Source organism: Enterococcus villorum (genome assembly GCF_007990225.1).
GTDB lineage: Bacteria > Bacillota > Bacilli > Lactobacillales > Enterococcaceae > Enterococcus_B > Enterococcus_B villorum.
This window is the reverse complement of record NZ_BJWF01000026.1, coordinates 1-22543: the sequence shown is the minus strand read 5'-3', so window position 1 is coordinate 22543 and position 22543 is coordinate 1. Positions and strand designations below refer to the sequence as shown.

The following is a 22543-nucleotide window of genomic DNA, read 5'->3' as shown; positions in this document are numbered from 1 at the left end:
ATAGTCATTCCCTTTGATTTTATCATTATTTGCTTTAAAAAAGTTAAAATCCGTAAATTTTCATTTGAAACGTAGTTGATTAATTAGTGATGCAAATGTGGGATAAAGTTTAGTGTTTACTGGCAAAGTTTCTTTTAATATTTAATTAAATGGAAAAAGCCAAAAACACCTATAGACAGGTATTTCTAGCTTTACAGTATTTCATTACCTACGCTATCCTTTTTCTTATTCCAGTCTTACTTAAGTATCCAAATATCTAAAAAAATTAAGGTGCTCAACCATTTTCGATTAAATAAAGATCGTTTAAGACTTCTTTTATTTAGAGATTTTCATAATATTTATCTTATACTTTGAAAGAGAAGTCTTTTCTCATGTTCAATCAGCTTATCGGATACTCTCTAAAAATTTGATTTTAAAATAGTTGGCTATTTTCATTTTTTATTTCATTAACCAACATAGTAAAATATCTACTCTTTAAGCTTTACACACTCATTCTGATATTAAACATCCTACTTTTTCTCTTAAGCTTCATTGTCCTGTCAACTATTCTCTTTTTGCAAAAATAGAATAGTTGACCAAGAAATAAAAAATATAGAGAACAATTTGAACTCATATTAACATATTTTTTTCAGTTATATCTCATCTTTTAACGCTTCTTTCATTTACATTTTTATTCTTATATGAAAATAATTAATAAAAATATTTCGTTTTCCTTCCAGTATTTTTCTTTCCGATCTATTTTTTTCAGAATATAAACAAAAAAGCTAGAAACACCTTCAAATAGGCATTTCTAACTTAATCAATTCAATTACCCCACACTGCCTTCCATCTCATAAGATATCAAACGGTTCAACTCGACGGCGTACTCCATTGGTAGTTCTTTGGTGAATGGTTCGACGAAGCCCATGACGATCATTTCGGTGGCTTCGGATTCGGTTAGGCCTCGGCTCATGAGATAGTAGAGTTGTTCTTCTGAGATTTTTGAGACTTTGGCTTCGTGTTCTAAGGACACTTGGCTGTTGTGGATCTCATTGAATGGGATGGTATCTGATTTTGAATATTCATCCATGATGATGGTGTCGCATTCAATGTGAGAAATCGAGCCTGCGCTATTTTTAGCGAAGGTTACTTGACCACGGTAATTGACTTCTCCGCCGTCTTTTGATATTGATTTTGAGACGATGGAGCTTGAAGTGTTGGGTGCATTATGGATCATTTTTGCGCCAGTGTCTTGGATTTGGTTCGCGCCAGCAAAGGCAATGGATAGCATCGTTCCACGAGCTCCTTTTCCGTCTAAATAGACACTTGGGTATTTCATGGTTGTTTTTGCACCAAGGTTGCCGTCAATCCATTCGACAGTAGCTCCTTCATAGGCTTTTGCCCGTTTTGTTACTAAGTTATAGACGTTATCTGACCAGTTTTGAATGGTCGTATAACGGCAATACGCATCTTTTCTGGTGAAAATTTCAACGATAGCCGCATGCAGACTATTACTTGAATAAGTAGGTGCGGTACAGCCTTCCACATAATGGATGCTGGCGCCTTCGTCAACAATGATTAACGTACGTTCAAACTGTCCGGTGTTTTCTGCATTGATACGGAAATAGGTTTGTAAAGGTACGTCGACTTTTACACCTTTTGGGACATAAATAAAGGTACCGCCAGACCAAACAGCTGAGTTTAAAGCAGCAAGTTTATTGTCTGTGGGTGGAACAAGTTTTGAAAAATATTCTTTGAATAATTCTGGATATTCTTTCAATGCGGAATCTGTATCCGTAAATACAATGCCTAACTTTTCAAATTCCTCTTTCATGTTGTGATAAACGACTTCTGATTCATATTGTGCCGAAGCACCGGCTAAGTAAGCACGTTCGGCCTCTGGAATCCCGATTTTTTCAAAGGTTTCTTTGATTTTATCTGGTACATCTTCCCAATCACGAGCGGGTTTATCGCTTGGTTTTTGGTAGTATTTAATGGCATTAAAGTCGATGTCTGATAAATCAGGTCCCCAACTTTGCATTGGCATTTTATTGAATGTTTCAAGGGATTTCAAACGAAATTCTAGCATCCATTCTGGTTCGCCTTTTATTTTGGACATTTCGCGAACTACTTCTTCGGTTAGTCCTTCACCTGTACTGAAAACTGGTTCCACGTCATCGTGAAAACCAAATTTGTATTCCTCTAATTCTGGTACGCCCATGTTCTCACTCCTCTTCCTGATGATCATGATGGAAGGTTGCAGTACCGTTTTCTTCCATTGCTTTTTCTAAGGCTTTCCAACCTAATGTAGCACATTTGATTCGTGCGGGAAATTTTGCTACGCCACTTAACATGGCGGCATCGCCTAACTGTTCGAGTCGTGCGACTTCTTTTCCTTGCACTAATTGCAAGAAATCATTGATTAAAAATTGGGCTTCTTCGACTGTCTTGTTCATTACCGCATCGGTCATCATGGATGCACTGGCTGTACTGATGGAACAACCATTGCCACGAAAGGCGATATTTTTAATGATTCCGTCTTTGACTTCCACTTGTAGTTCAATGACGTCGCCACAAGTGGGGTTATTCAATTCGATTTTATTGGTTGCTTCACTAAGTACTCCTCGATGATGAGGGCGTGAAGAATGATCAAGTATCACTTGGCGATAGATATTATCTAGTTTAGAAAGTGCCATGTTGGAAAAACTCCTTCGTTGCGAGGATTGCTTCAACTAAACGATCCGCATCTTGTTTGGTATTGTAAAAATAAAAACTTGCTCGTGCTGTAGATGAAACGTCCAAATAGTTTAATAGTGGTTGGGCACAATGATGACCTGCTCTAACGGCTACGCCTTCCATGTCGAGAGCTGTTGCCACATCATGAGGGTGTAAGCCGTCAAGATTAAAGGCAATAACCCCTGTGCGTGCTGCTGGATCTTTAGGACCATAAATGGTCAATCCTTCTATTTTTTGTAATTGAGGCAAGACATAAGTCGTTAATTCTTCTTCATAGTGATGGATATTGTCTAAGCCAAGGCTCTCTAAATAATCAATGGCCTGACCTAAAGCAATCGCTCCAGCAATATTGGGTGTTCCTGCTTCAAATTTCCAAGGAAGTTCTTTCCAGGTGCTGTCATAGAGCTCCACAAAATCGATCATTTCCCCACCAAATTCGACTGGTTGCATTTGTTCCAACCATTTTCTTTTGCCGTACAATACGCCAATTCCAGTTGGTCCACACATCTTATGACCGCTAAAAGCAAAAAAATCACAGTCTAATTCTTGGACATCTACTTTCATGTGAGGGGCCGATTGAGCGCCATCAACTACGAGAATGCCACCTTGTGCATGCACCATTTTTCCTAGTTCTTTGATTGGATTGATGACGCCTAAGACATTAGAAACATGGGCAATGGAGACAATTTTTGTTTTACTTGTGATCAAATTTTTTGCTTGTTCCATATCTAAAAAACCATCTGGTGTCAAATCCATGTATTTTAACTTAGCGCCCGTTTTTTTGGCTAATTGTTGCCAAGGTATAATGTTTGAATGGTGTTCCATATAAGAGAGCAGGATTTCATCGCCTGCTTGAACAAATGCTTGACCAAAACTTTGAGCAACCCAGTTCAAACTGGTGGTTGTGCCACGAGTAAAAAGGACTTCGGCTGTTTCATTTGCATGGATAAATTTACGAACTTTTTCTCTTGCTGCTTCGTATGCTAAAGTCGCTCGTTCTGCTAAAGTATGGACGCCACGATGTACGTTTGCGTTATCGTGTTCATAATATTTTTTTAATGCCTCAATGACTGTTTTAGGCTTTTGGGTCGTGGCGGCATTATCTAGATAAACAAGCGGCTCATCGTTGACTTCTTGGAATAAAATGGGAAAATCTTCTCGGATCTTTTCTGCAGGAATCATACATTTAACTTCCCTTCAATAACTGCCACTAATTCTTTGCGGACTTCTTCGACTGGAATGGCTGTTAAAACCGATCCTAAGAAGCCACGAATGACCAAACGTTCTGCTTCTTCTTTGTGAAGGCCTCGGCTCATTAAATAATACATTTCTTCTGGATCAACCCGTCCGACACTTGCGGCATGTCCAGCAGTCACTTCATTTTCATCAATCAAAAGAATTGGGTTGGCGTCTCCTCTTGCTTTATCTGAAAGCATCAATACGCGACTTTCTTGTTGCGCATCTGCTCCTTTTGCTCCTTTTAAGATATGACCAATCCCGTTGAACGTCAGGGTCCCTTTTTCACGAATAACACCGTGTTGCAAAATATGGCCGATGCTGTGTGGCGCTTTATTTGTCACACGTGTGTCAATGCCTTGAATTTGTTTTCCTGAACTGATTGCGACGATTTTGACTTGTGCATGTGCGCCTTCTCCTACTAGATCAGAATCGAAATCAGCAATCACGTTGCCATCATTCATGACACCAATCGCCCAATCAACAGAAGCATCACGCAAGATATGGCCTCGACGATTGATATACGAAGTAACATTTTCACCTAGTTGATCAACCGCTGAATATTTTACTTTTGCGCCGGCTTTGGCGATGACTTCAACGATGATATTGCCTGATGCTTTTTGGATTTTTTCTTTCGTCGTTTGAAAACGTTCGAGATAAGAAAATTCACTGTGTTCATCTGCGACAATCAACACATGTTTAAAGAAATGTTGTGCGAAATCACCGGCTTGGATAAACAAGGTTTCAATCGGTTCTTCAATCACTACATTTTTAGGAACATATAAAAACATCCCACTATTCATGAAAGCAGCATGTAAGGCGGTTAATTGATCTTCTTCCACTTTTACTGCTTTTTGCATATAGTATTCTTTGACTAAATCAGGATGTTCTTGTAAAGCTGTAAATAGATCTGTAAAGATGACTCCTTTTTCCACTAAGTCCATTGGTAATTGTTCAAAAACAGTGTTAGTTCCTTCTTGGACTAAGACTGGATTATCCTTCATTTGATCAAAGCTAGCGACATTTCCTGTCTCACTGACATGTTCACTCATCTCATGGACCTCAAAAAGGGGCCAACGATGAAATTTGACACGGTCAATCTGAGGAAGTGGTAATTGACCAGCTTTTTCTAAGGCAGATTGACGTAAGTGGGTCATCCATTCTGGTTCACCTTTACTTAGAGAAAAATTTGTTATTGCGTCAAGTTGGTCGAGCCAGTTGTTTTCTTTCATTTGCCGTTCCTCCTTACGCTTCTTCTTCTTTATAGTCGATACCTAATTCCTTACTGATACCAGCATAACCTTCTGCTTCTAGCCGTTTGGCTAAATCAGCATTTCCTGTCATTACAACGCGTCCTTCCATCATGATATGGACAACATCAGGTGTAATATAATTTAATAAACGTTGGTAGTGAGTGATAATCAAGGCACCAAAATCAGCGCCACGCATTTCATTGACACCTTTTGCTACGACTTTTAAAGCATCGATGTCTAGACCTGAATCAATTTCATCTAAAATCGCAAAAGTTGGTTCTAACATTAATAATTGTAAGATTTCATTGCGTTTTTTTTCACCGCCAGAAAACCCTTCATTTAAATAGCGTTCTGCCATTTCTTCTGGCATATTTAAAAGTGCCATTTTTTCATCTAATTTTTTCAAGAAAATTAAAACAGACATTTTATCTTCTTCTTCACGTTTTGCATTGATGGCTGCCCGCATAAATTCGGCATTGGTAATCCCAGGAATTTCACTTGGATACTGCATCGCTAAAAATAACCCTAAACGTGCACGTTCATCGACTTCTAAATCCAAAATATTTTTTCCATCAAATAGAATTTCGCCTTTTGTCACTTCATAATTAGGGTTTCCCATGATCGCTGCGGATAATGTGGATTTTCCCGTTCCGTTTGGGCCCATGATTGCGTGGATTTCACCAGTTTTCATTGTTAAGTTCACGCCTTTAAGGATCTCTTTCTCCTCAATGGACACATGTAAATTTTTTATTTCTAAGACAGACATGCCAATTCCCTCCAAATTCTGTTTCGTTCTCACTCATTTTAGACTAATTGAGAATGGATCGCAATGTTCTAACCAAGGAAAATCAAATGTTTTCTACAAACTACCATTAAATCATGAATATTAAATAATAATATGTATAATTTAACCAAAGAGATAATCTGTTCGTTTCTCAACCATCCCTTCTACAACGTTTCTCATTCTCATCCCTACTAATTTATAAAAAAGACAAATGTCAAGGGACTTCAAGTAATTTTCGAATCGTCAACTGTGACAAAATTTGTTTCAATTATAGAAGAGAATTTTATTTTTTACATAGACCCCTTAAAAACTAAGTTTAGTGGAAAGGATTCTTGTTTTTATTAATAAAAAAATTTTACTACTTTTCTCATGTTTTTACCAAATTTTTCCTAATTTATTTTGTTTCCCTTTAAAATAAGCCATTATTTTTTATTTATTGTTCCCCTTTTTTCATTCCTATAGAAAAAAGGATACTCTATCACACAGATTTTTAACTAAAACCGATTATATAAGTATAAAAAGGAGCATGATTGATGTTAAACGACAGTGTCATTTCTTTCTTAGAAAAAACATCCTTCTTTAAGCAAGATTAAAAATGAAGTATTGGATTACATCATTGATCACCTCGCAGTGTTTCGAACAAAAGCGCTTTACAAAGTAATTGCTGAATGATTGATATCCATTGCCACAAATTCACGAATGACTAAACATTTAGATTATCAGGGAATTAAAAAAGGCACTCATCCACCATCTGCTAGCGATGGGAATGAATGCCTCATTTGTGTTCACCTACATTTTAAGCTTACTTAAGATCAGTTGAACAAACATTATTTATTGGATATCGGTCGTTTACCCCATTCCGTCAAAGAAAAGAAAGCATGTACGTTCACTAGAACACTTACGACCGGTACTTTGAACTGGTATACAGAAATTTTTTGATGACTCACTAATGATTATGCATACGATTTGTTTCTATGTGAGTCGTTGCCTTTTCTTATCTCATAGACGAAAATTTTTACTTATTTCGCATCAGCTGCGACTGGTTTTACAGAGCCGCCCCATTTGTCTTCGATCCATTTTTGAACGTCTTTACGGTGTAGGACTTCTACTAATTTTTTGATTTTATCACTGTTTTCATCGCCCTTACGTGTGGCAATAACATTTACGTATGGTGAATTGTCTTTTTCTAGTAATACCGCATCTTCTAGTGGATTCAAGCCAGCACCATAAGCAAAATTGGCATTGATCGCTACTAGATCACCTTCATCGTTTTGATAAGTAGAAGCTAACAATGAAGCGTCAATGGAATGATTGAATTTCAAGTTTTTAGGATTTTCAGAGATATCGTCAAAAGTGGCTGTTTCTAAATTGACACCATCTTTTACTTTCACTAGCCCAGCATCTTGTAAAATCGTAATGATTCGACCCCAGTCAGATTCTGAATTTGAAGTGATGATTGTCGCACCATCTTTTAACTCAGAAATATCTTTGATTTTCTTTGAATACAAGCCCATTGGTTCGATATGAACAGCTCCAGCATTCACAAAATCATAACCTTTGTCTTTGATTTCTTTGTTTAAATAAGGAATGTGTTGGAAGTAGTTGGCATCAATATCCCCTTCTTCCAAGGATTGATTTGGTAAGACATAGTCATCAAATTTTACGATTTCTAAGTTGATACCTTCATCTTTCAATAAAGGTTTAACATGTTCCAAAATCTCCGCATGAGGAGTTGGCGAGGCGCCTACTTTTAAGGTTGTATCATCTTTACTGTTTGATGAATCACTCTTGCTGTCGCTGCTGTTTCCACAAGCAGCTAATCCGATCGTCAATAATGCTACTGCTGCAAATCCCAAAATTTTCTTTTTCATCTTTTTATCCCCCAATGTCCTTTTATATTTTATCTTTTATCTGTTTTCTTCGTTAAGAAATCACCGATCCCTTGGACGATAAAAACAATAACTAATATCACTAAAGTTGCAACAAATGTCACTGTCAGATTACCACGTTGGTACCCTTCTTGCCAAGCAAGTCCCCCTAAACCACCAGCACCGATCGCTCCTGCCATCGCAGTAAAGCCGATCATTGAAATGGTTGTCACGGTCAAGCCTGAAATTAACGCAGGCACACTTTCTGGAATCAAGACTTTCCAAATGATTTCCCAATAACTTGCACCCATCGCATCTGCTGCTTCTAATACACCCGGGCTGACTTCACGAAAAGCAATTTCAACTAAGCGGGCATAAAATGGTGCTGCTGATAAAACTAAAGCTGGTATCGCAGCTTGAGCCCCCAACATCGTTCCTACGATGGCTTTGGTAAAGGGAATGATCAAGACCATTAAAATCATAAACGGTGTGGAACGGAAAATATTACTAATAATCGAAACAATGCCATAAATAATACGTGCATAAGGTTTATTTTTGCGTCCGATAGTATAAAGGATCAATCCAAGAATTAATCCAATGACGGTGACTAATACCATTGAGATTAATGTCATATAAAGCGTATCTATTAGTGCCTGTTTCATTGTTTCCATATTAATTTGACTAAAATTTAAATAGGTTTCTGCAAAGCTTTTATCCACGGTGGATCACCTCCACTCCAACGCCTTGTTCTTTAATAAAACTTTCTGCTTGATCCAATTCTTGTTCCTCTCCTGTCATCAAGGTTGTCAAAGAGCCAAAAGAGCCTTCTGCTGTTTGCTTGATTTTTCCATAGACTACATTGATATCAACGTTATATTGTCGTATGGCTTGAGAAATGACTGGTTCGTTGGCGTTTTTTTCATTGAAGACCAGCGTCACTAAACGACCTTTTGGATTTTCTTTGATCAATTCTGCCAGTAATTCTGTGGAATCTGCTTCTGGCTCGATATCTTGCTGAACAAATCGTTTAGTTACTTCTTGTTGCGGATTTTTGAAGACAGATAACACATCGCCTTCTTCCACCACTTTTCCACGTTCCATAACAGCGACTTTATTACAAATTTTACGGATGACATTCATTTCATGGGTAATCAATACGATCGTTAGGTTTAGTTTTTTATTGATTGCTAATAGCAAGTCCAATACTTCTTCCGTCGTCTGTGGGTCTAAAGCACTTGTTGCTTCATCACAAAGCAAGATTTCTGGATCATTTGCTAACGCACGTGCAATCCCTACTCTTTGTTTTTGTCCACCGGAAAGTTGGGAAGGATAGGCATTTCCTCTTCCTTCTAAACCAACTAACCCTAATAACTCTTGTGCTCGTTCTTTACGTTTTTCTTTAGGAACACCTGCTAATTCTAAAGGAAGTTGGATATTTTCTAAAACTGTTCGTGACCATAATAAATTGAAGTGTTGAAAAATCATCCCGATTTTTTTTCGAAAGCTTCTTAATTCTTTGTTTTTTAATTTGGTGATGTCTTGGTTATTTACGACGACCGTTCCACTTGTCGGTAGTTCTAAGCCATTTAATAAACGTACAAGCGTACTTTTCCCTGCGCCAGAATAGCCCACGATTCCGTAAATATCCCCTTTTTCAACGGTTAACGAAACATCATTAACAGCTTGAATGGCTCCATTTTTTCCGCCGAATGTTTTTTCGACACTCGTTAATTGGATCAATGACATATCTCTCACATCTTTCTTTTTGTTTTTACTTAGGAAACAAAAAAGCCTCCGTCCCCTTGCTTTAGCAAAAGGACGAAAGCTTATACTTCCGTGTTACCACCTTGATTCGCTGCTATTTTACAATAACAACCTCTACCAGTACTTAGTGAAGATTCTGTTGATCATTCCCGCATACCGTTGTGCTGTAACGGGCACTCCCGTAGCAAGTTTGCCTGGGCTCACTTACTCTGCTCTAAGACCATCTTCCATCTCATTTCCGTTACCCTTTTTCAGCAAACAGGGCTCTCTGCAAACATCTGTGACATGTACTCTTCTTTTCAAAGCTTTATTTGTTATTGTCGTAATTATAACAGTAGAAAAATAGCGTGTCAATAACTTACCAGATCAGTCTGTAAATTTTCAGATAATTCTTATCTTATAATTTCTCAAATTCTTCTTGTGCCACATCTTTCACACTCAAAATCCAAGCATTCATTTCATCTTGGTCATTTAACACGTTGATATCATCACTAATTTTTTCATTTACTGAAGAGATGGTTCCACTTAATGGACTAGCAAATTCATTGACTGCTTTTTCAGCTTCTACTTCAATTAAAGGTTCGCCACTTTTTACTGCTTGTCCTACTTTTGGTAGATTAGCAAACGTGATCTCCCCTAGTTCTTCTTGTGCTTCCTTTGTTAAGCCTATGCAGTATTCTTTACCATTAAATAAAATCCAAAGATTCTCTTTTTTCTTTAAATGTTTCCCAGCCATTTTACATCAATACTCCTTCATATGTTTTTTCATTCAAACCGATTGCGACGAGTTGTTTGCCTTTGACGATCAGGGGTCTTTTGATCAACATCCCATCACTAGAAAGAACGCGACTGGCTTGTTGAATAGAAAAATCAGTGATTTGATCTTTCAGACCAAGTTCTCGATACTTCATACCACTTGTATTAAACAAACGACGGATCGGTACTTCATTATGTTTCAGCCATTCTTCGATCGTTTCTGCTGTTGGTGGATTTTTGATCATATCAATTGTTTGAAAGTCAATGTCATGTGCTTCTAGCCATGCTTTAGCTTTCTTACAAGTTGAGCATTTAGGATACCAATAGAAATCATACAACAGTCTTACCTCCTAGATGTTTTTGTCGGTGCTTCGTTTTGATATCTCATAGATAAAATCAAACCAATGCCGATCATATTTCCTAAAACCGATGAACCACCTTGACTGATAAATGGAAGAGGAATCCCAGTCAGTGGTAATAAACCAATATTGGCGCCGATATTTTCAAATACATGAAAGAGGAGCATCATGATCAAGCCACTTGCGATGTACGCATAAAATTCATTATTTGTATCAAAGCAGACTCGGATCATACGATAAATCAAAATAAAATACAAGAATACGACAAATGCACCACCGATAAATCCAAAATTCTCACCGATAACAGTAAAAATCATATCCGATTCACGTACAGGCACATAAATATTGCTTACGTTGAATCCTTTCCCGAATAATCCACCAGTCCCAATCGCTAATAATCCTTGAGCAGGTTGATAACTCATGCTGGTTGTATCATGGAAAGGATCAAGCCAAGAATCAATGCGGGCAAATTGGTAAGATTTAAAGCCTACTTTATAAAGTAACTCTCTGCCACCTTCTGTCGTGACTAAAAAGATCGTGCCTGCACCTACGATAACTGCCAAAGCAATCACCGGAACAATAATACGCCAAGAGATGCCTGACATCAGGAATACACCACCAAAAATAGCTAAAAAGACTAGCATTGTACCAAAATCATCTTGTGCCATGATCAAAGCTAAGACAGGCAATGTCACCATCAACATTTTAGCAATTAGCCAAAAATCCGACTTGATTGTTCGTTCTCTCAACTGCGTATTATGTTTTGTCACAATGAGTGCCATCATGAGGATATAGGCAATTTTCATTAATTCAGATGGCTGAAATGTAAAGGAACCAAAACTAAACCAGTTTTTGGAGCCGGTAGACGCCGCCAGGTTCCGATCATAGAATTTTAATAACAAACCCATGACCACTAATCCAAGACCATAGAGATAAGGCGTTAATTTCCAAATCCATTTCGAATTTAAATGCATAATGACGATAATTGCTACTGTACCTACTACATACCATAGAGCTTGCATCCCAACCCCTCTTACAACTGAAGGATTATTCGGATCATGATTTAGTGCAACATATAATGAAAGCAATCCAATCAAACATAATAAAAACACTGGTAATATCACGCCATAGTCAATGCGATTATCACGGTTATTGTTAGAAGCTTTTTGTTTTTTTTCCATGTTTCATCCCTTTTCTTAAAAACCATACTGTTCTATATTATAGCGGTCTCGTTAAATAAATGAAAGCCAAAGCAAATACATTTGAGAAAACTTAAAATTATGATCTTCCAGTTCTTATGATTGATTTCTAATGGATATTCAACGCAAGATTAACTATTAAAATCTCTTTTATTTTTTTCTACCGTTTTTTTGTAAAATTCATTATAAATCAAGATTTCTTTTGCGATTGATTGCAGACTTTCCGAAACCAAGTGAGTCCGTTGAATCAAATAAAAGTTGCGATGATAATCTAATGACTTCATTGGCACATTTTCTGGCGTGGCACGTTTTGATAAGATAGAACAACCTACTCCTTCTTTTAAAAGAGCGGCAATGATTTCATTACTTTTTATTAGCATCTTTTTCCCATGAATATTCTTTTCTTCAAAATACCGCTGAGTGTAATGAAACACACCAGAAGTTGACTCTCTGACTAACCAAAGTTGGCTATCAGGATCCCCTGCAATGACTAATTCATCTTCCATCAAAGAAAATCTTTGAACCCCTGTCGTTTCTAGGGGTTTTTCTATAAAACCAAAATCTGCCTCATGTTTGGCAATTTGATCCAGTGCGTGATGAGAATTTGCATATGAAACGACAAAATTAACTTTAGGATATTTTGGGAGTAAAAACTTTAGCAATTTTGGCAACAGGTAAACAGCAAATGTGTGGGAGGCAACAATTCGGCAAACCTCTTCTTCATTTTGTTCGTCTAATAACTGTTGTTGGGTTTCTTGCCAGTCTTCTAACAAAACCAATGCTCGTTCATAAAGCAAATCCGCTTGCTTCGTTGGTTTCATTTCTTTTCGTCCATTGCGCTCAAACAGAGTAACACCTAATTCTCTTTCCAGTTGCTTTACTTGATTGGATACAGCTGGTTGGGATAAAAATAGTAATTCAGCTGTTCTAGAAAAATTTCTTGTTTCATAGACAACACGAAACGTCGTTAGTAGTTTCAGCATGCGTTCACTTCCATAACTTTTTATTATAATAACTATAATAACTATTTGATTTAAATATACCATAAAATGATTATAATAAGAAATGTAAAGCACAATATTTAAGATCATTTTTTGATCAAACTCAGAAGCAATGAGACAGCTTGTCCAACATTGTTTTCCTAACGATAAGTAAATGCTAACTATTTGTTTATTTCCCGATAAACGTTCATTTATGTTCGTGCAAAAAACTATCAACCCTTTCTCATTTACTTATCGTTACATTCTGAGTTTTTTTCTAACCATTCACACCTATTTAATGAAAAAGGAGAATTGATAAAATGAAAATTTTTTGAAGATTATCCCGATCCCGATTTGTGGTTTAATTCTTGGGTTAGCTTCATTAGGTAATTTGTTCAAAGAATATCATTTGATCCAATTAGGGAATATCATAGGAGGAATCAGCCTAGTCCTGATAATTCTGATATTTGTCAAATTATTTCTGTTATTTGAACATACGAAAAAAATGTTGCATGATCCGATCATTGCTTCAGTGTCCCCCACTTTCACTATGGCTCTGATGGTCATCTGCACATATTTTGTTTCATTTCCCGCTACATTACCGATTGTTCGTATTATTTGGCTTTGTGCCGTTATCTTCCAAGTGATCCTCGTGATGTATTTTACTTATCATCATGTGATCAAAGCGGATCTGGCGATTGAAGCTATTTATCCAAGTTGGTTTATTATTTATGTCGGTTTTGGAGTCATTACAGTAACTGCCGGCAATTTTTTCCCAATTATTGGGCAAATTTTCTTTTGGATTTCTCTTACTTGTTATGCTTTTTTATTACCAATTATTATCCATCGAGTATTTTTTGTGAAAAACATGGCTCATCCTACGCTTCCGTTGATCACAATTGTCGCTGCCCCAGGATCGCTTTGCTTAACTGGTTACTTAAAAAATTTTGCGCATCCTTCTATTTATTTAGTTGTTCTATTATTTATCTTATCTCAAATTTTGTACTTTATTGTTTTATCTATGTTACCGAAGCTATTGAAATTACGTTTTTATCCAAGTTACGCAGCTTTTACTTTTCCATTAGTGATTTCTGCAACAGCACTGTTTTATGCTGTTCGTTACTTTGATGCACTAGGTATGACGAATGAGTATTTAAATGTGCTAAAACTAATTGAACTAACCATAGCTACCGGGATGGTCGTTTATGTATTGATGCATTACGTCTTTTTCCTATTAAAAGAACACGGAAAGACAAACAATTACTTTCCTAAAGAAATTTAATCAAGCCACTTCTCTTCTGCCTTTTTTAAATTTAAAAAAGGCAGAAGAATTTTTGCATTTTTATATTTTGTCAAAAAAATGGAACAATGCTACTATTATCAAGGAATTATTTGTTCAAGCATTTGCTTGAACATCGATCATGAAAGGAACTTTATTCTATGAACTTCAAACAATTTCTCCATTTCATCGAAAAAAAGGAGATACGTAAAATTTTGCCTGGCTTGCTGCTAGCTTTTTTAGTAGCCATAATAAGCAAGGGGCTCGCTCTATTCTTACCTCAGCTTGGAGCCGCAACTCTTGCGATTTTATTAGGCATTTTACTTGGAAATACCTTTTTCAAACAGCCTTCTCTAGGTAGTGGCACAAAATTTGCTGAAAGCAAATTATTGGAATGTTCTGTTTTTTTATTAGGGGCAACAGTCACCGCACAAACAATTGCTCAAATTGGGATCAAAGGAATTGTCTTTGTATTGATCCAAATGAGTGTGACGATTTTGGGCGCTTATTGGATCGGCAAAAAATTACTATTCAGTGATACCGCCTCATTAATGATGGCTGGAGGGAATGCCGTTTGTGGTTCTTCTGCCATTGCTTCAATTGCTCCTGTTATAAATGCAAAAGAAGAAGAAAAAGGCCAAATCATTACATTAGTTAATTTATTAGGTACAGTCATGATGTTATCCTTGCCTTTTCTTGGATTACATTTATATGGAGAAAATTTAATTGAAAAAAGTGCACTTTTAGGTGGCACACTTCAATCTGTTGGACAAGTAGTGGCTGGTGCTAGCTTGCTAGATGCTTCGGTTGTTCAGTTCGCCATGTTATTCAAAATTTTAAGAATCATGATGTTGGTAGTAGTGGTCTATTTATTTGAAAAATTTATGCAAAAAAAGAAGCCCACACATAAAGTCAACTCGACTGGCGTTACTTCGAAAAGAAAATTGCCTTTGCCTTGGTATGTATTAGGCTTTTTAGTTTTCTGCTTGATCAATAGTTTATTTACGCTTCCTGCTGTTGTTGATGCTAGTGCTCATTTTATCAGTAACTGGTTTGAAATCACTGCCTTAGCTGCAATTGGGTTACGCTTAGATTTTGCAAAATTCATGAAAGAAGGACCTCGCTTCTTATCTTACGGCTTATCTGTTGGATTACTCCAAACCATTGTCGCTTTATTCTTGATTTGGTTCATCCATTTGTAAACTTGTTTTTTCAGCAAATGGCTCTTAAAAAGACAAGAACACCACGATAAATGAACTTTGTCATGGTGTTTTTGTTTTTTATTTGATTTTTGGTAAAGCTTCTTCTAATTCTAGGAGTTTGCGTTTAATCACCAGTCCCTCTCCTGAATTGCCCATATAGCCAGTTAATTGTCCATTTTGTCCGATCACTCGATGACAAGGAATCACTATCGGAAGTGGGTTCATGCGGTTTGCTTGTCCAATCGCTCTTACCGCTTTCGGATTAGTAATAACTTCTGCTAGTTCTTTATACGTACACATTTGTCCATAAGGAATTTCTTGAAGTGCTTGCCAAACTTTTTTTTGAAACAACGTTCCTTTTTGAATAGAAAAAGGAAGTGTAAATGATTGGCGTTGTCCAGCAAAATATTCGTTTAACTGCATTTTTGCATCGGACAAAATTTTCTGATCTGCTCTACTATTTTCATCAATAGGTTCAAAAGAAATCGCCGTCAATCCAACTTGATCTGCATCTAACCATAAACATCCAACAGGTGTATTGATTTTCATTTCAGCGTCTAATTCGAATGAAATTAGACTTGCCCCCTTTTTATCATTTTGTTTATCTTCTATTATTTTTACTAAAAATACAAACTAAAATTTTATTAATTTTCAATTAGGTGATAAAATGAAACTGCTAGTTGCTAATAGTAGTAATATACTAACGTTATTTAAAGGGCTATGTCATAGCAAATAACATTTATTTGAAAGGATTTGTATTATGAAAATATCGATCGTTGTACCATGCTTTAATGAAGAAAAAACCGTACCACTTTTCTTTAATGAAGTAGAAAAATTCAAAGAAGTACATGAGTTTGAGTACTTATTTATCGATGATGGCTCAACAGACAACACTTTACAAGCGATCAAACAATTATCTGACACTTATGATTATGTTCGGTTTGTTTCTTTTTCTCGTAACTTTGGAAAAGAAGCCGCGCTTTATGCTGGTCTAAAAGCTTCTACTGGCGAACTTATTACAGTAATGGATGTGGATCTCCAAGACCCCCCAGAGTTATTACCGGTAATGATCGAAAAAATACTGTCGACTGATATTGATTGTGTTGGAACACGTCGCTCGACTAGAGAAGGTGAACCAGCTCTTCGTAGTTTTTTTGCCAGACGTTTTTACCAATTGATTAATAAAATTAGTGACACAGAGATGGTGGATGGTGCAAGAGATTATCGCTTGATGACCCGTCAAATGGTGGATGCTGTTTTAGAATTAACAGAGTATAATCGCTTTTCAAAAGGCTTATTTAGTTGGGTGGGATTTAAAACAGAATACATCTCCTTTGAAAACCGTGAACGTGTAGCGGGTGAAACTTCTTGGTCTTTTTGGAAACTATTCAATTATTCAATTGACGGTATTGTTAACTTTTCAGATACACCACTTACGATTGCTTCTTTTGTTGGTGCTTTTTCGTGTGTAGGTTCAGGAATTGCTATTTTATTTATTATTTTACGTGCCTTATTCTTTGATGATCCTACAGCTGGTTGGCCTTCAATGGTATCGATCATTTTATTTATCGGTGGAATTCAATTACTATGCCTTGGAATCATCGGTAAATACATTGGAAAAATTTTCCTTGAAACCAAACAGCGGCCAGTTTATATTGTTCGAGAAACAGAAAAAACAAAAGACTTGCGTAAGAAATAATTGCTAGGACTTTTTCGGAGTAGATGACCTACTCCGTTTTTTTATCTTTCCATTGTGTGTTTCAGTAGAATATTGATTTTCTCTTTTTTATTCTGATACATTATGTTTGTTATCATTAAAATTGTAATTATTTTTTTATAACATTTATTATTAGTTGTTATTTTTATTACAAATAAATTAAAATGTATATAGAACAAAATATATTTCTTCTATAAAAAAGGAGGTGCCTAATAAATGATGAATGAATTCCTAGATTTAGCTTATCAAAAACGATTTCGTATTATCTCTATTATTTTCAATTCGGAGAAACATCAAATCCATCAAAAAAAATTACTTCAAAAGCTCGGTATCAGTTTGACCACACTCAATCATACGCTTGAACTTATTCAAGAAGATTTAACCAAATTTAATTGCCAAGATCAACTTGCCATTCAGTTCGATTCTACAGAGAAAAACTACTTTCTAACGATTAATTTGGATTTTAAACTTGATCTTTTATTACTTTATTATTTAGAAGATTCACTTAAATTTCAGTTAATTCGAGGGATGATGACCGATTCTTTATTAAGTGTAAAATCAATTAGTTCAAATTGGTTTATTACGCCATCCACTCTTCGAAGAGAGATTCATTTATTACAAAAATTATTACATCCTTGGCAACTTGAAATCAAAACAACACATACAAAAATCAGTTTACACGGCAAGGAATCTGTCATCCGCTTGTTCTATGCATTCTTTTTTTTACATTCATACGGTGCATATAAATGGATTTTCCAAACTGTTTCCTACCGTGACATCACCAAACTATTGCAATTCGTTCCAGACGATATTTTAGAAAAAAGTGGCGTAGAAAAAAAGGGTTTGCTTCACTATTATTGTGCTGTTGCTATTGTTCGAATGAAGAAACAGCTTTATTTTGAAGAAGATTTCTTTACATTGCCCCAATATAATCCATATACCCATAAATATAGTGTACAGGCTCAAAAATTCGGACAACAATTGCAACAACTGGTTCCTAATTTGGGAAAAAAAGACAAAACACAAAAGATTCGGGCACTTTTTAGCAATATTTTAGCGTTAAATGATTTTTCGGATACCGATTTTCCAGCACGATTTTTCTTACTGGACACGGATTTACAGGAAAAACATTTTCTTAAGATGATTTTTGAGATCCACGATTGTTTTTGCTGTATCTTCAATGGAAATAAGAGTATTCTTTTTCAAAAACTTTGTAACATCCATTACCGAGTTCTTTTATATGGTACGTTACAGTTAGAAGAAATTGATATGTGGGCGAGTTATTCCGATGAACTTTCCGTGCTCGAAAAAGAAAAACTTGATTTAGTTTTTCAACAATTAGAAAAATTTGTTTTTAATAATCCTCATTATGAATGGGTGGCTCAGCATAAACAATTTATTTACCAACAATATGCGCAATTGATTGATAAACATTTAATGCCGTTGGATTTATTACCAGTAATATGCGCAATTGATTGATAAACATTTAATGCCGTTGGATTTATTACCAGTAATCAATATAAGTCTTTATTCTAAATTTTCCACGGCTCGTTTAAAAAATATATTACTTTCATCATTTTCTCAGCATGCCCAAATGAATATCTCTGATACGATCCATCAACAAACGGATATCGTCATTAGCGACCTCATTCTTTCGAAAGAGGTATTCGAAAACTTAGGAATTACTTGTAAAATTATCTATATCCAGTTACCACTCTCTGAAAATGACTATCAGAAACTACAAAAAAATTTTATACAAATCAGTAAAGAAAAAATAAAGATGAACAGTTAAAACGCCCATTTTAATGGATAAAAATAATCTACATATATCTAGGAAACAAGAAATTTTGATGACTGTTATCAAAATTTTCTTGTTTCCTATTTGTATCTTCTATTTATTAATAGCGCCATCAATGCTATTCACTATTCATGAGTTGAAAGTAGTCTTTACTTTTTATCCCACATTTTCTTTCATACATTTTTTTCTAAGGTACATCTATCCAATAAAAATATTGCTATAGTGACAGTTTTTTTTACAGATCTTAAAAAAAATAAACCAAGAAACAAAGGTTTTAAAACATCCCTTCGATTCTCGATTTATTTTTTTGGCTTAAGGATTACGAATGATTCATCACTTATCCTTTGTTGGTTACTTTTCCAATCGGTTCATTTGCTTTGACATTACGTTTTGCTTGAATTTCTAATTGTTGTACTTTATCTCCATTTGTAAAGACAACGACCATATCTGATTGTTTTCCTGAAACTTGAAGCGCTTCAAGATCCACTAAAGCAATCAACTGTCCACGTCCTACACGTTGTCCTTCTTCAATATATAAAGTAAATGGTTCACCTTTTAAATCCACTGTATTGATTCCCATATGAAGTAAAACTTCGATACCAGAATCTGTTTTTATACCTACTGCATGTTTCGTTGGGAAGATATTGACAATCGTTCCTGAGATTGGTGAGAAGATTTCGCCAGTTGTTGGCAAGACAGCATAGCCATCTCCCATCATTTTTTCAGCAAATACATCATCTGAAACTTCTGTAATTGGGATCAGCTGTCCATTGGCTACAGCAAAAACGTCTTGTGTTACAGGACCTTCTACTACTGTTTCTGTTTTTACAGCTGTCACACTTGGTTGTGCTGACTTAGCTGCAGCACCACCATGAAGTTTTGTCATTTCATCCGCCACAAATTGTACTTCTGTTCCTACAATAACTTGGATGTTTGTTCCATCAATGACTTTCACACCAGGTACACCAGTGGCTTTGATCTTCCCTTGATCAATAACCCCAGTATCTTTTACTTGTAACCGTAGACGAGTTGTACAGTTATCAATCGCTGTAACGTTACTTGCTCCACCTAATGCCGCATAGATTTGACTTGCCAAAGCAGCAAATTTATCGTCGCTTGTTGCGATATCTGGCGTTTCTTCACCAGTACCTTCTTCGCGCCCTGGTGTCATCAAATTAAATTTTTGAATCGCAAAGCGGAAACCAAAATAATAGATTGCTGCAAACACTAAGCCTTGAACAACTAGCATCAATGGCTGATTTGCTACTGGATTTTTCAATGATAAGAAATAGTCAACAAATCCTGCACTAAAGGCAAAACCTGCTGTCCAATGGAAGAATGCACTGACAGCTAATGATAATCCAGTAAAGATAGCATGAATCACATATAATGGCCAAGCAACAAACATGAATGAAAATTCAAGTGGTTCTGTCACTCCAGTGAAGAAAGAAGCAAAAGCAGCTGCGACCATCAATGAAGCAGTGACTTTTTTCTTTTCTGGACGTGCGCATTGATAAATAGCAAAGGCACCAGCTGGTAACCCAAACATCATCACTGGGAAGAAACCAGCTTGATACATGCCAGTTTGTCCAATAATCGCCGTTCCGTTATCCAATGCTTGTTGACCAGCCAAGAAATTACCGATATCATTGATTCCTGCAACATCAAACCAGAACACAGAGTTCAAGGCATGGTGTAATCCTGTTGGGATCAATAAACGGTTAAAGAATCCATACAAACCAGCTCCCACAAAACCTAAGCCCGAAATCATTTTACCAAATGAAACAAGGACGTCATATACACTAGGCCAGATAAATAATAAAATACCAGAAATAACTAACATACCTAGCGCAGACATGATCGGCACTAGTCGTTTCCCACTAAAGAATGACAAGGCCATTGGTAATTTTACATTACTAAATCGATTGTACATCGCTGCGGCAGTTAAACCTGCGATGATTCCGACAAATACATTGTTGCCCATGCTATTAAAAGCAGTGTTAACATCTGCTATATCTTTTAATCCTAATAAACTTTGAACAGATGTTGGATCTAAAACAGTTTGTGGTACTAAATAAGCGACTAAACCAGCAAGTGCAGCTGATCCATCTTTGTCTTTAGACATTCCTAATGCTAGTCCTACAGCGAATAATAATGCCAAATGATTTAAAATTGCAAGCCCTGCATTTGTTAAGAATGTTGTTCCAGCGTTGCTTACACCCATTCCGACGATCCAGTTTGCAATACCTACTAATAAAGAAGCAGCAGGTAAAACTGCGACTGGTAGCATCAATGAGCGCCCCATACGTTGCATATATGCTTTCATTTTTGTTCCCCCTAGTTTTCGTGGTGCTCAATCGTCCCTCGCAAACGTTCAATATGGATGGCCAAGTAACCCAATTCTTCGCTTGTGATAGACATTTGATATTGTTTGATCAGTAAAACACGTATTTCTTTTGCAATTTTATAGCTTTTCGGATACTTCCGTTTCACCATTTGCACGATTTCCGTATCCAAAACTGCATATTGTTGGGCATTCGTCCGTTGCAAAAGTAGCCGTAAATGATTGGCAAGTCGAGAATAATTAAGTGCCATCGCTTCGGAATGCATATCAATTGTTAATTCTCGTTCAATCAACTGAATCACATCTGAAATGATCGTTACTTCCCGAATACTGCGATGATTACTTGTCTGACCACTGCGAGCGCTATGGATATGAATCGCGATATAGCCCGCTTCGTCATACGTATAAGGTACATCAAGTTCTTTTGTCAAGTATTCTACTGCCCATTGAGCAATACTAAATTCTTCACTGTACAAAACCTCGATCTCTCGCAACAACTTGTTACGAATAACAATGCCATTTTTGATATTTTCTGCTGAAAACGCAATGTGATCGGATAACCCAATCAATAAATGCTCATTCAGTTTTTCCATCAAAACAGTTTCTGCATAATCAATGATATGTTCGGCTGCAAATAAAAAACGTGCATCGATCTGATTCAATAGATTTTGCAATTTTAGCTGTCCTTCTGGCTCCATAACAAAAATTCGTTCAATTTCTCGCTCAAAAATCAAATCATTTCTTTTTTTATCAAATTCCTTTTCCGATTGCTACTTTCTCTTGCCCGTTTGCATCCACCAATACAGCATTTTGATTCAAAATCTTTTTGATTTTCATACGCGCATTCCTTCTCTAGAGTTTTCTGTTTCTTTGGTTCTAGCCTCATACGATCTTGGCCTATAAAAAATAGGCATGAAAATCCCTAAAAAAAGTCTACAACTTCCCTTCAGAGACTTTCCATGCCTAGTATGATCTAGTCACATGAAACAGAATATTTGTTAACGATATCATTCTATATACGCATTTGTGTTTTGTCAATGTTTTTTTTAAAATTAGTTAATGTTTTTTTTGAGTTCATATACATTGTTAAAAAAGCCTTTCTTACATAGAAAGTAATAAAATATATAGAAAAAAACAATAAATATAGTTATTTATAAAATCTTTTTAATTAATATTTGTTTATTTTCCCTTCATTTTATTAGGGATAAGGAAACATAAAATGACATCCTCAGTCCCAGAATTTGTTTCTAATAATTAACGAGAAAAACAAGTTCCTAACTACCCCATTT

At 36.1% G+C, this 22543-nt stretch carries 19 protein-coding genes, 1 pseudogene and 1 other annotated feature; of the genes and pseudogenes, 5 read left to right on the top strand and 15 right to left on the bottom strand.

Annotated elements, in window-relative coordinates:
* Nucleotides 1-808: 808 nt before the first annotated feature.
* The 12 genes from sufB to EVI01_RS09305 form a co-directional block, all read right to left on the bottom strand.
* Entirely contained in the window at nt 809-2200 is a 1392-nt protein-coding gene (gene sufB, locus EVI01_RS09360) for a Fe-S cluster assembly protein SufB (protein ID WP_010751691.1), read from the bottom strand.
* Nucleotides 2201-2204: 4 nt separating this feature from the next.
* A complete protein-coding gene (sufU, locus tag EVI01_RS09355) occupies nt 2205-2675 on the bottom strand; it encodes a Fe-S cluster assembly sulfur transfer protein SufU (RefSeq protein WP_010751692.1) in 471 nt (156 codons plus the stop codon).
* On the bottom strand, nt 2662-3897 hold the full coding sequence (locus tag EVI01_RS09350) for a cysteine desulfurase (protein WP_146811628.1): 1236 nt from the start codon (nt 3895-3897) through the stop codon (nt 2662-2664). The genes sufU and EVI01_RS09350 overlap by 14 nt, the downstream gene beginning before the upstream one ends.
* On the bottom strand, nt 3894-5183 hold the full coding sequence (gene sufD / locus EVI01_RS09345) for a Fe-S cluster assembly protein SufD (protein WP_010751694.1): 1290 nt from the start codon (nt 5181-5183) through the stop codon (nt 3894-3896). Before sufD ends, EVI01_RS09350 begins: the two co-directional genes overlap by 4 nt.
* A gap of 13 nt (nt 5184-5196) precedes the next feature.
* Nucleotides 5197-5970: a Fe-S cluster assembly ATPase SufC gene (gene sufC, locus EVI01_RS09340; protein ID WP_010751695.1), complete on the bottom strand. Its 774-nt coding sequence runs from the start codon at nt 5968-5970 to the stop codon at nt 5197-5199.
* Nucleotides 5971-7007: 1037 nt separating this feature from the next.
* Nucleotides 7008-7859, bottom strand: coding sequence for a MetQ/NlpA family ABC transporter substrate-binding protein (locus EVI01_RS09335; RefSeq protein WP_010751696.1), 852 nt, complete (start codon nt 7857-7859; stop codon nt 7008-7010).
* 29 nt (nt 7860-7888) lie between these two features.
* Nucleotides 7889-8575 (bottom strand): methionine ABC transporter permease, encoded by a 687-nt coding sequence (locus tag EVI01_RS09330; RefSeq protein WP_010751697.1) that lies wholly within the window; start codon nt 8573-8575, stop codon nt 7889-7891.
* Entirely contained in the window at nt 8568-9602 is a 1035-nt protein-coding gene (locus tag EVI01_RS09325) for a methionine ABC transporter ATP-binding protein (RefSeq protein WP_010751698.1), read from the bottom strand. The genes EVI01_RS09330 and EVI01_RS09325 overlap by 8 nt, the downstream gene beginning before the upstream one ends.
* Nucleotides 9603-9667: 65 nt before the next feature.
* Nucleotides 9668-9932 (bottom strand) — a binding site (T-box leader).
* Between the two features lie 85 nt (nt 9933-10017).
* Nucleotides 10018-10356, bottom strand: a complete 339-nt coding sequence (locus EVI01_RS09320) for a glycine cleavage system H family protein (protein WP_010751699.1) — start codon at nt 10354-10356, stop codon at nt 10018-10020.
* A 1-nt stretch (nt 10357) separates the two neighbouring features.
* Nucleotides 10358-10714 carry an arsenate reductase family protein gene (locus EVI01_RS09315; protein ID WP_010751700.1) on the bottom strand — a complete coding sequence of 119 codons (357 nt, stop codon included), beginning with the start codon at nt 10712-10714 and terminating at the stop codon, nt 10358-10360.
* A 5-nt stretch (nt 10715-10719) separates the two neighbouring features.
* The gene (locus EVI01_RS09310) at nt 10720-11916 is read right to left on the bottom strand and encodes an FtsW/RodA/SpoVE family cell cycle protein (RefSeq protein ID WP_010751701.1); all 1197 of its coding nucleotides are present in this window, start codon (nt 11914-11916) and stop codon (nt 10720-10722) included.
* 149 nt (nt 11917-12065) lie between these two features.
* A complete protein-coding gene (locus EVI01_RS09305; RefSeq protein ID WP_025480682.1) occupies nt 12066-12917 on the bottom strand; it encodes a LysR family transcriptional regulator in 852 nt (283 codons plus the stop codon).
* Between the two features lie 328 nt (nt 12918-13245).
* Here EVI01_RS09305 and EVI01_RS09300 point away from each other — a divergent pair, with 328 nt between their 5' ends.
* Entirely contained in the window at nt 13246-14196 is a 951-nt protein-coding gene (locus EVI01_RS09300; RefSeq protein ID WP_010751703.1) for a TDT family transporter, read from the top strand.
* 158 nt (nt 14197-14354) lie between these two features.
* Entirely contained in the window at nt 14355-15395 is a 1041-nt protein-coding gene (locus tag EVI01_RS09295) for a YeiH family protein (RefSeq protein ID WP_010751704.1), read from the top strand.
* Between the two features lie 78 nt (nt 15396-15473).
* Here EVI01_RS09295 and EVI01_RS09290 read toward each other — a convergent pair whose 3' ends face one another.
* Nucleotides 15474-15944: a methylated-DNA--[protein]-cysteine S-methyltransferase gene (locus EVI01_RS09290; RefSeq protein WP_010751705.1), complete on the bottom strand. Its 471-nt coding sequence runs from the start codon at nt 15942-15944 to the stop codon at nt 15474-15476.
* Between the two features lie 211 nt (nt 15945-16155).
* On the opposite strand from EVI01_RS09290, the gene EVI01_RS09285 reads away from it, so the two are divergent.
* From EVI01_RS09285 to EVI01_RS09275, 3 genes are all read left to right on the top strand, one after another.
* Complete coding sequence (locus EVI01_RS09285; protein WP_010751706.1) at nt 16156-17094, top strand: glycosyltransferase family 2 protein; 939 nt, start codon at nt 16156-16158, stop codon at nt 17092-17094.
* Nucleotides 17095-17328: 234 nt separating this feature from the next.
* Entirely contained in the window at nt 17329-18591 is a 1263-nt protein-coding gene (locus EVI01_RS09280; RefSeq protein ID WP_146811626.1) for a helix-turn-helix domain-containing protein, read from the top strand.
* Complete coding sequence (locus EVI01_RS09275; protein ID WP_146811624.1) at nt 18584-18904, top strand: hypothetical protein; 321 nt, start codon at nt 18584-18586, stop codon at nt 18902-18904. The genes EVI01_RS09280 and EVI01_RS09275 overlap by 8 nt, the downstream gene beginning before the upstream one ends.
* A 343-nt stretch (nt 18905-19247) precedes the next feature.
* Here EVI01_RS09275 and nagE read toward each other — a convergent pair whose 3' ends face one another.
* Nucleotides 19248-21236: an N-acetylglucosamine-specific PTS transporter subunit IIBC gene (gene nagE, locus EVI01_RS09270; RefSeq protein ID WP_010751708.1), complete on the bottom strand. Its 1989-nt coding sequence runs from the start codon at nt 21234-21236 to the stop codon at nt 19248-19250.
* Between the two features lie 11 nt (nt 21237-21247).
* Nucleotides 21248-22091: pseudogene (locus EVI01_RS09265) on the bottom strand (PRD domain-containing protein).
* Nucleotides 22092-22543: the final 452 nt, after the last annotated feature.

Bases quoted from the DNA above. Each gene is read 5' to 3' on its own strand.
- EVI01_RS09280 (WP_146811626.1), top strand. From the start codon at position 17,329: ATGATGAATGAATTCCTAGATTTAGCTTATCAAAAACGATTTCGTATT.
- EVI01_RS09310 (WP_010751701.1), bottom strand. From the start codon at position 11,916: ATGGAAAAAAAACAAAAAGCTTCTAACAATAACCGTGATAATCGCATT.
- EVI01_RS09325 (WP_010751698.1), bottom strand. From the start codon at position 9,602: ATGTCATTGATCCAATTAACGAGTGTCGAAAAAACATTCGGCGGAAAA.
- sufC (WP_010751695.1), bottom strand. From the start codon at position 5,970: ATGTCTGTCTTAGAAATAAAAAATTTACATGTGTCCATTGAGGAGAAA.
- EVI01_RS09335 (WP_010751696.1), bottom strand. From the start codon at position 7,859: ATGAAAAAGAAAATTTTGGGATTTGCAGCAGTAGCATTATTGACGATC.
- sufU (WP_010751692.1), bottom strand. From the start codon at position 2,675: ATGGCACTTTCTAAACTAGATAATATCTATCGCCAAGTGATACTTGAT.
- EVI01_RS09305 (WP_025480682.1), bottom strand. From the start codon at position 12,917: ATGCTGAAACTACTAACGACGTTTCGTGTTGTCTATGAAACAAGAAAT.
- EVI01_RS09350 (WP_146811628.1), bottom strand. From the start codon at position 3,897: ATGATTCCTGCAGAAAAGATCCGAGAAGATTTTCCCATTTTATTCCAA.
- EVI01_RS09290 (WP_010751705.1), bottom strand. From the start codon at position 15,944: ATGAAAATCAATACACCTGTTGGATGTTTATGGTTAGATGCAGATCAA.
- EVI01_RS09285 (WP_010751706.1), top strand. From the start codon at position 16,156: ATGAAAATATCGATCGTTGTACCATGCTTTAATGAAGAAAAAACCGTA.
- EVI01_RS09295 (WP_010751704.1), top strand. From the start codon at position 14,355: ATGAACTTCAAACAATTTCTCCATTTCATCGAAAAAAAGGAGATACGT.
- sufB (WP_010751691.1), bottom strand. From the start codon at position 2,200: ATGGGCGTACCAGAATTAGAGGAATACAAATTTGGTTTTCACGATGAC.
- sufD (WP_010751694.1), bottom strand. From the start codon at position 5,183: ATGAAAGAAAACAACTGGCTCGACCAACTTGACGCAATAACAAATTTT.
- nagE (WP_010751708.1), bottom strand. From the start codon at position 21,236: ATGAAAGCATATATGCAACGTATGGGGCGCTCATTGATGCTACCAGTC.
- EVI01_RS09320 (WP_010751699.1), bottom strand. From the start codon at position 10,356: ATGGCTGGGAAACATTTAAAGAAAAAAGAGAATCTTTGGATTTTATTT.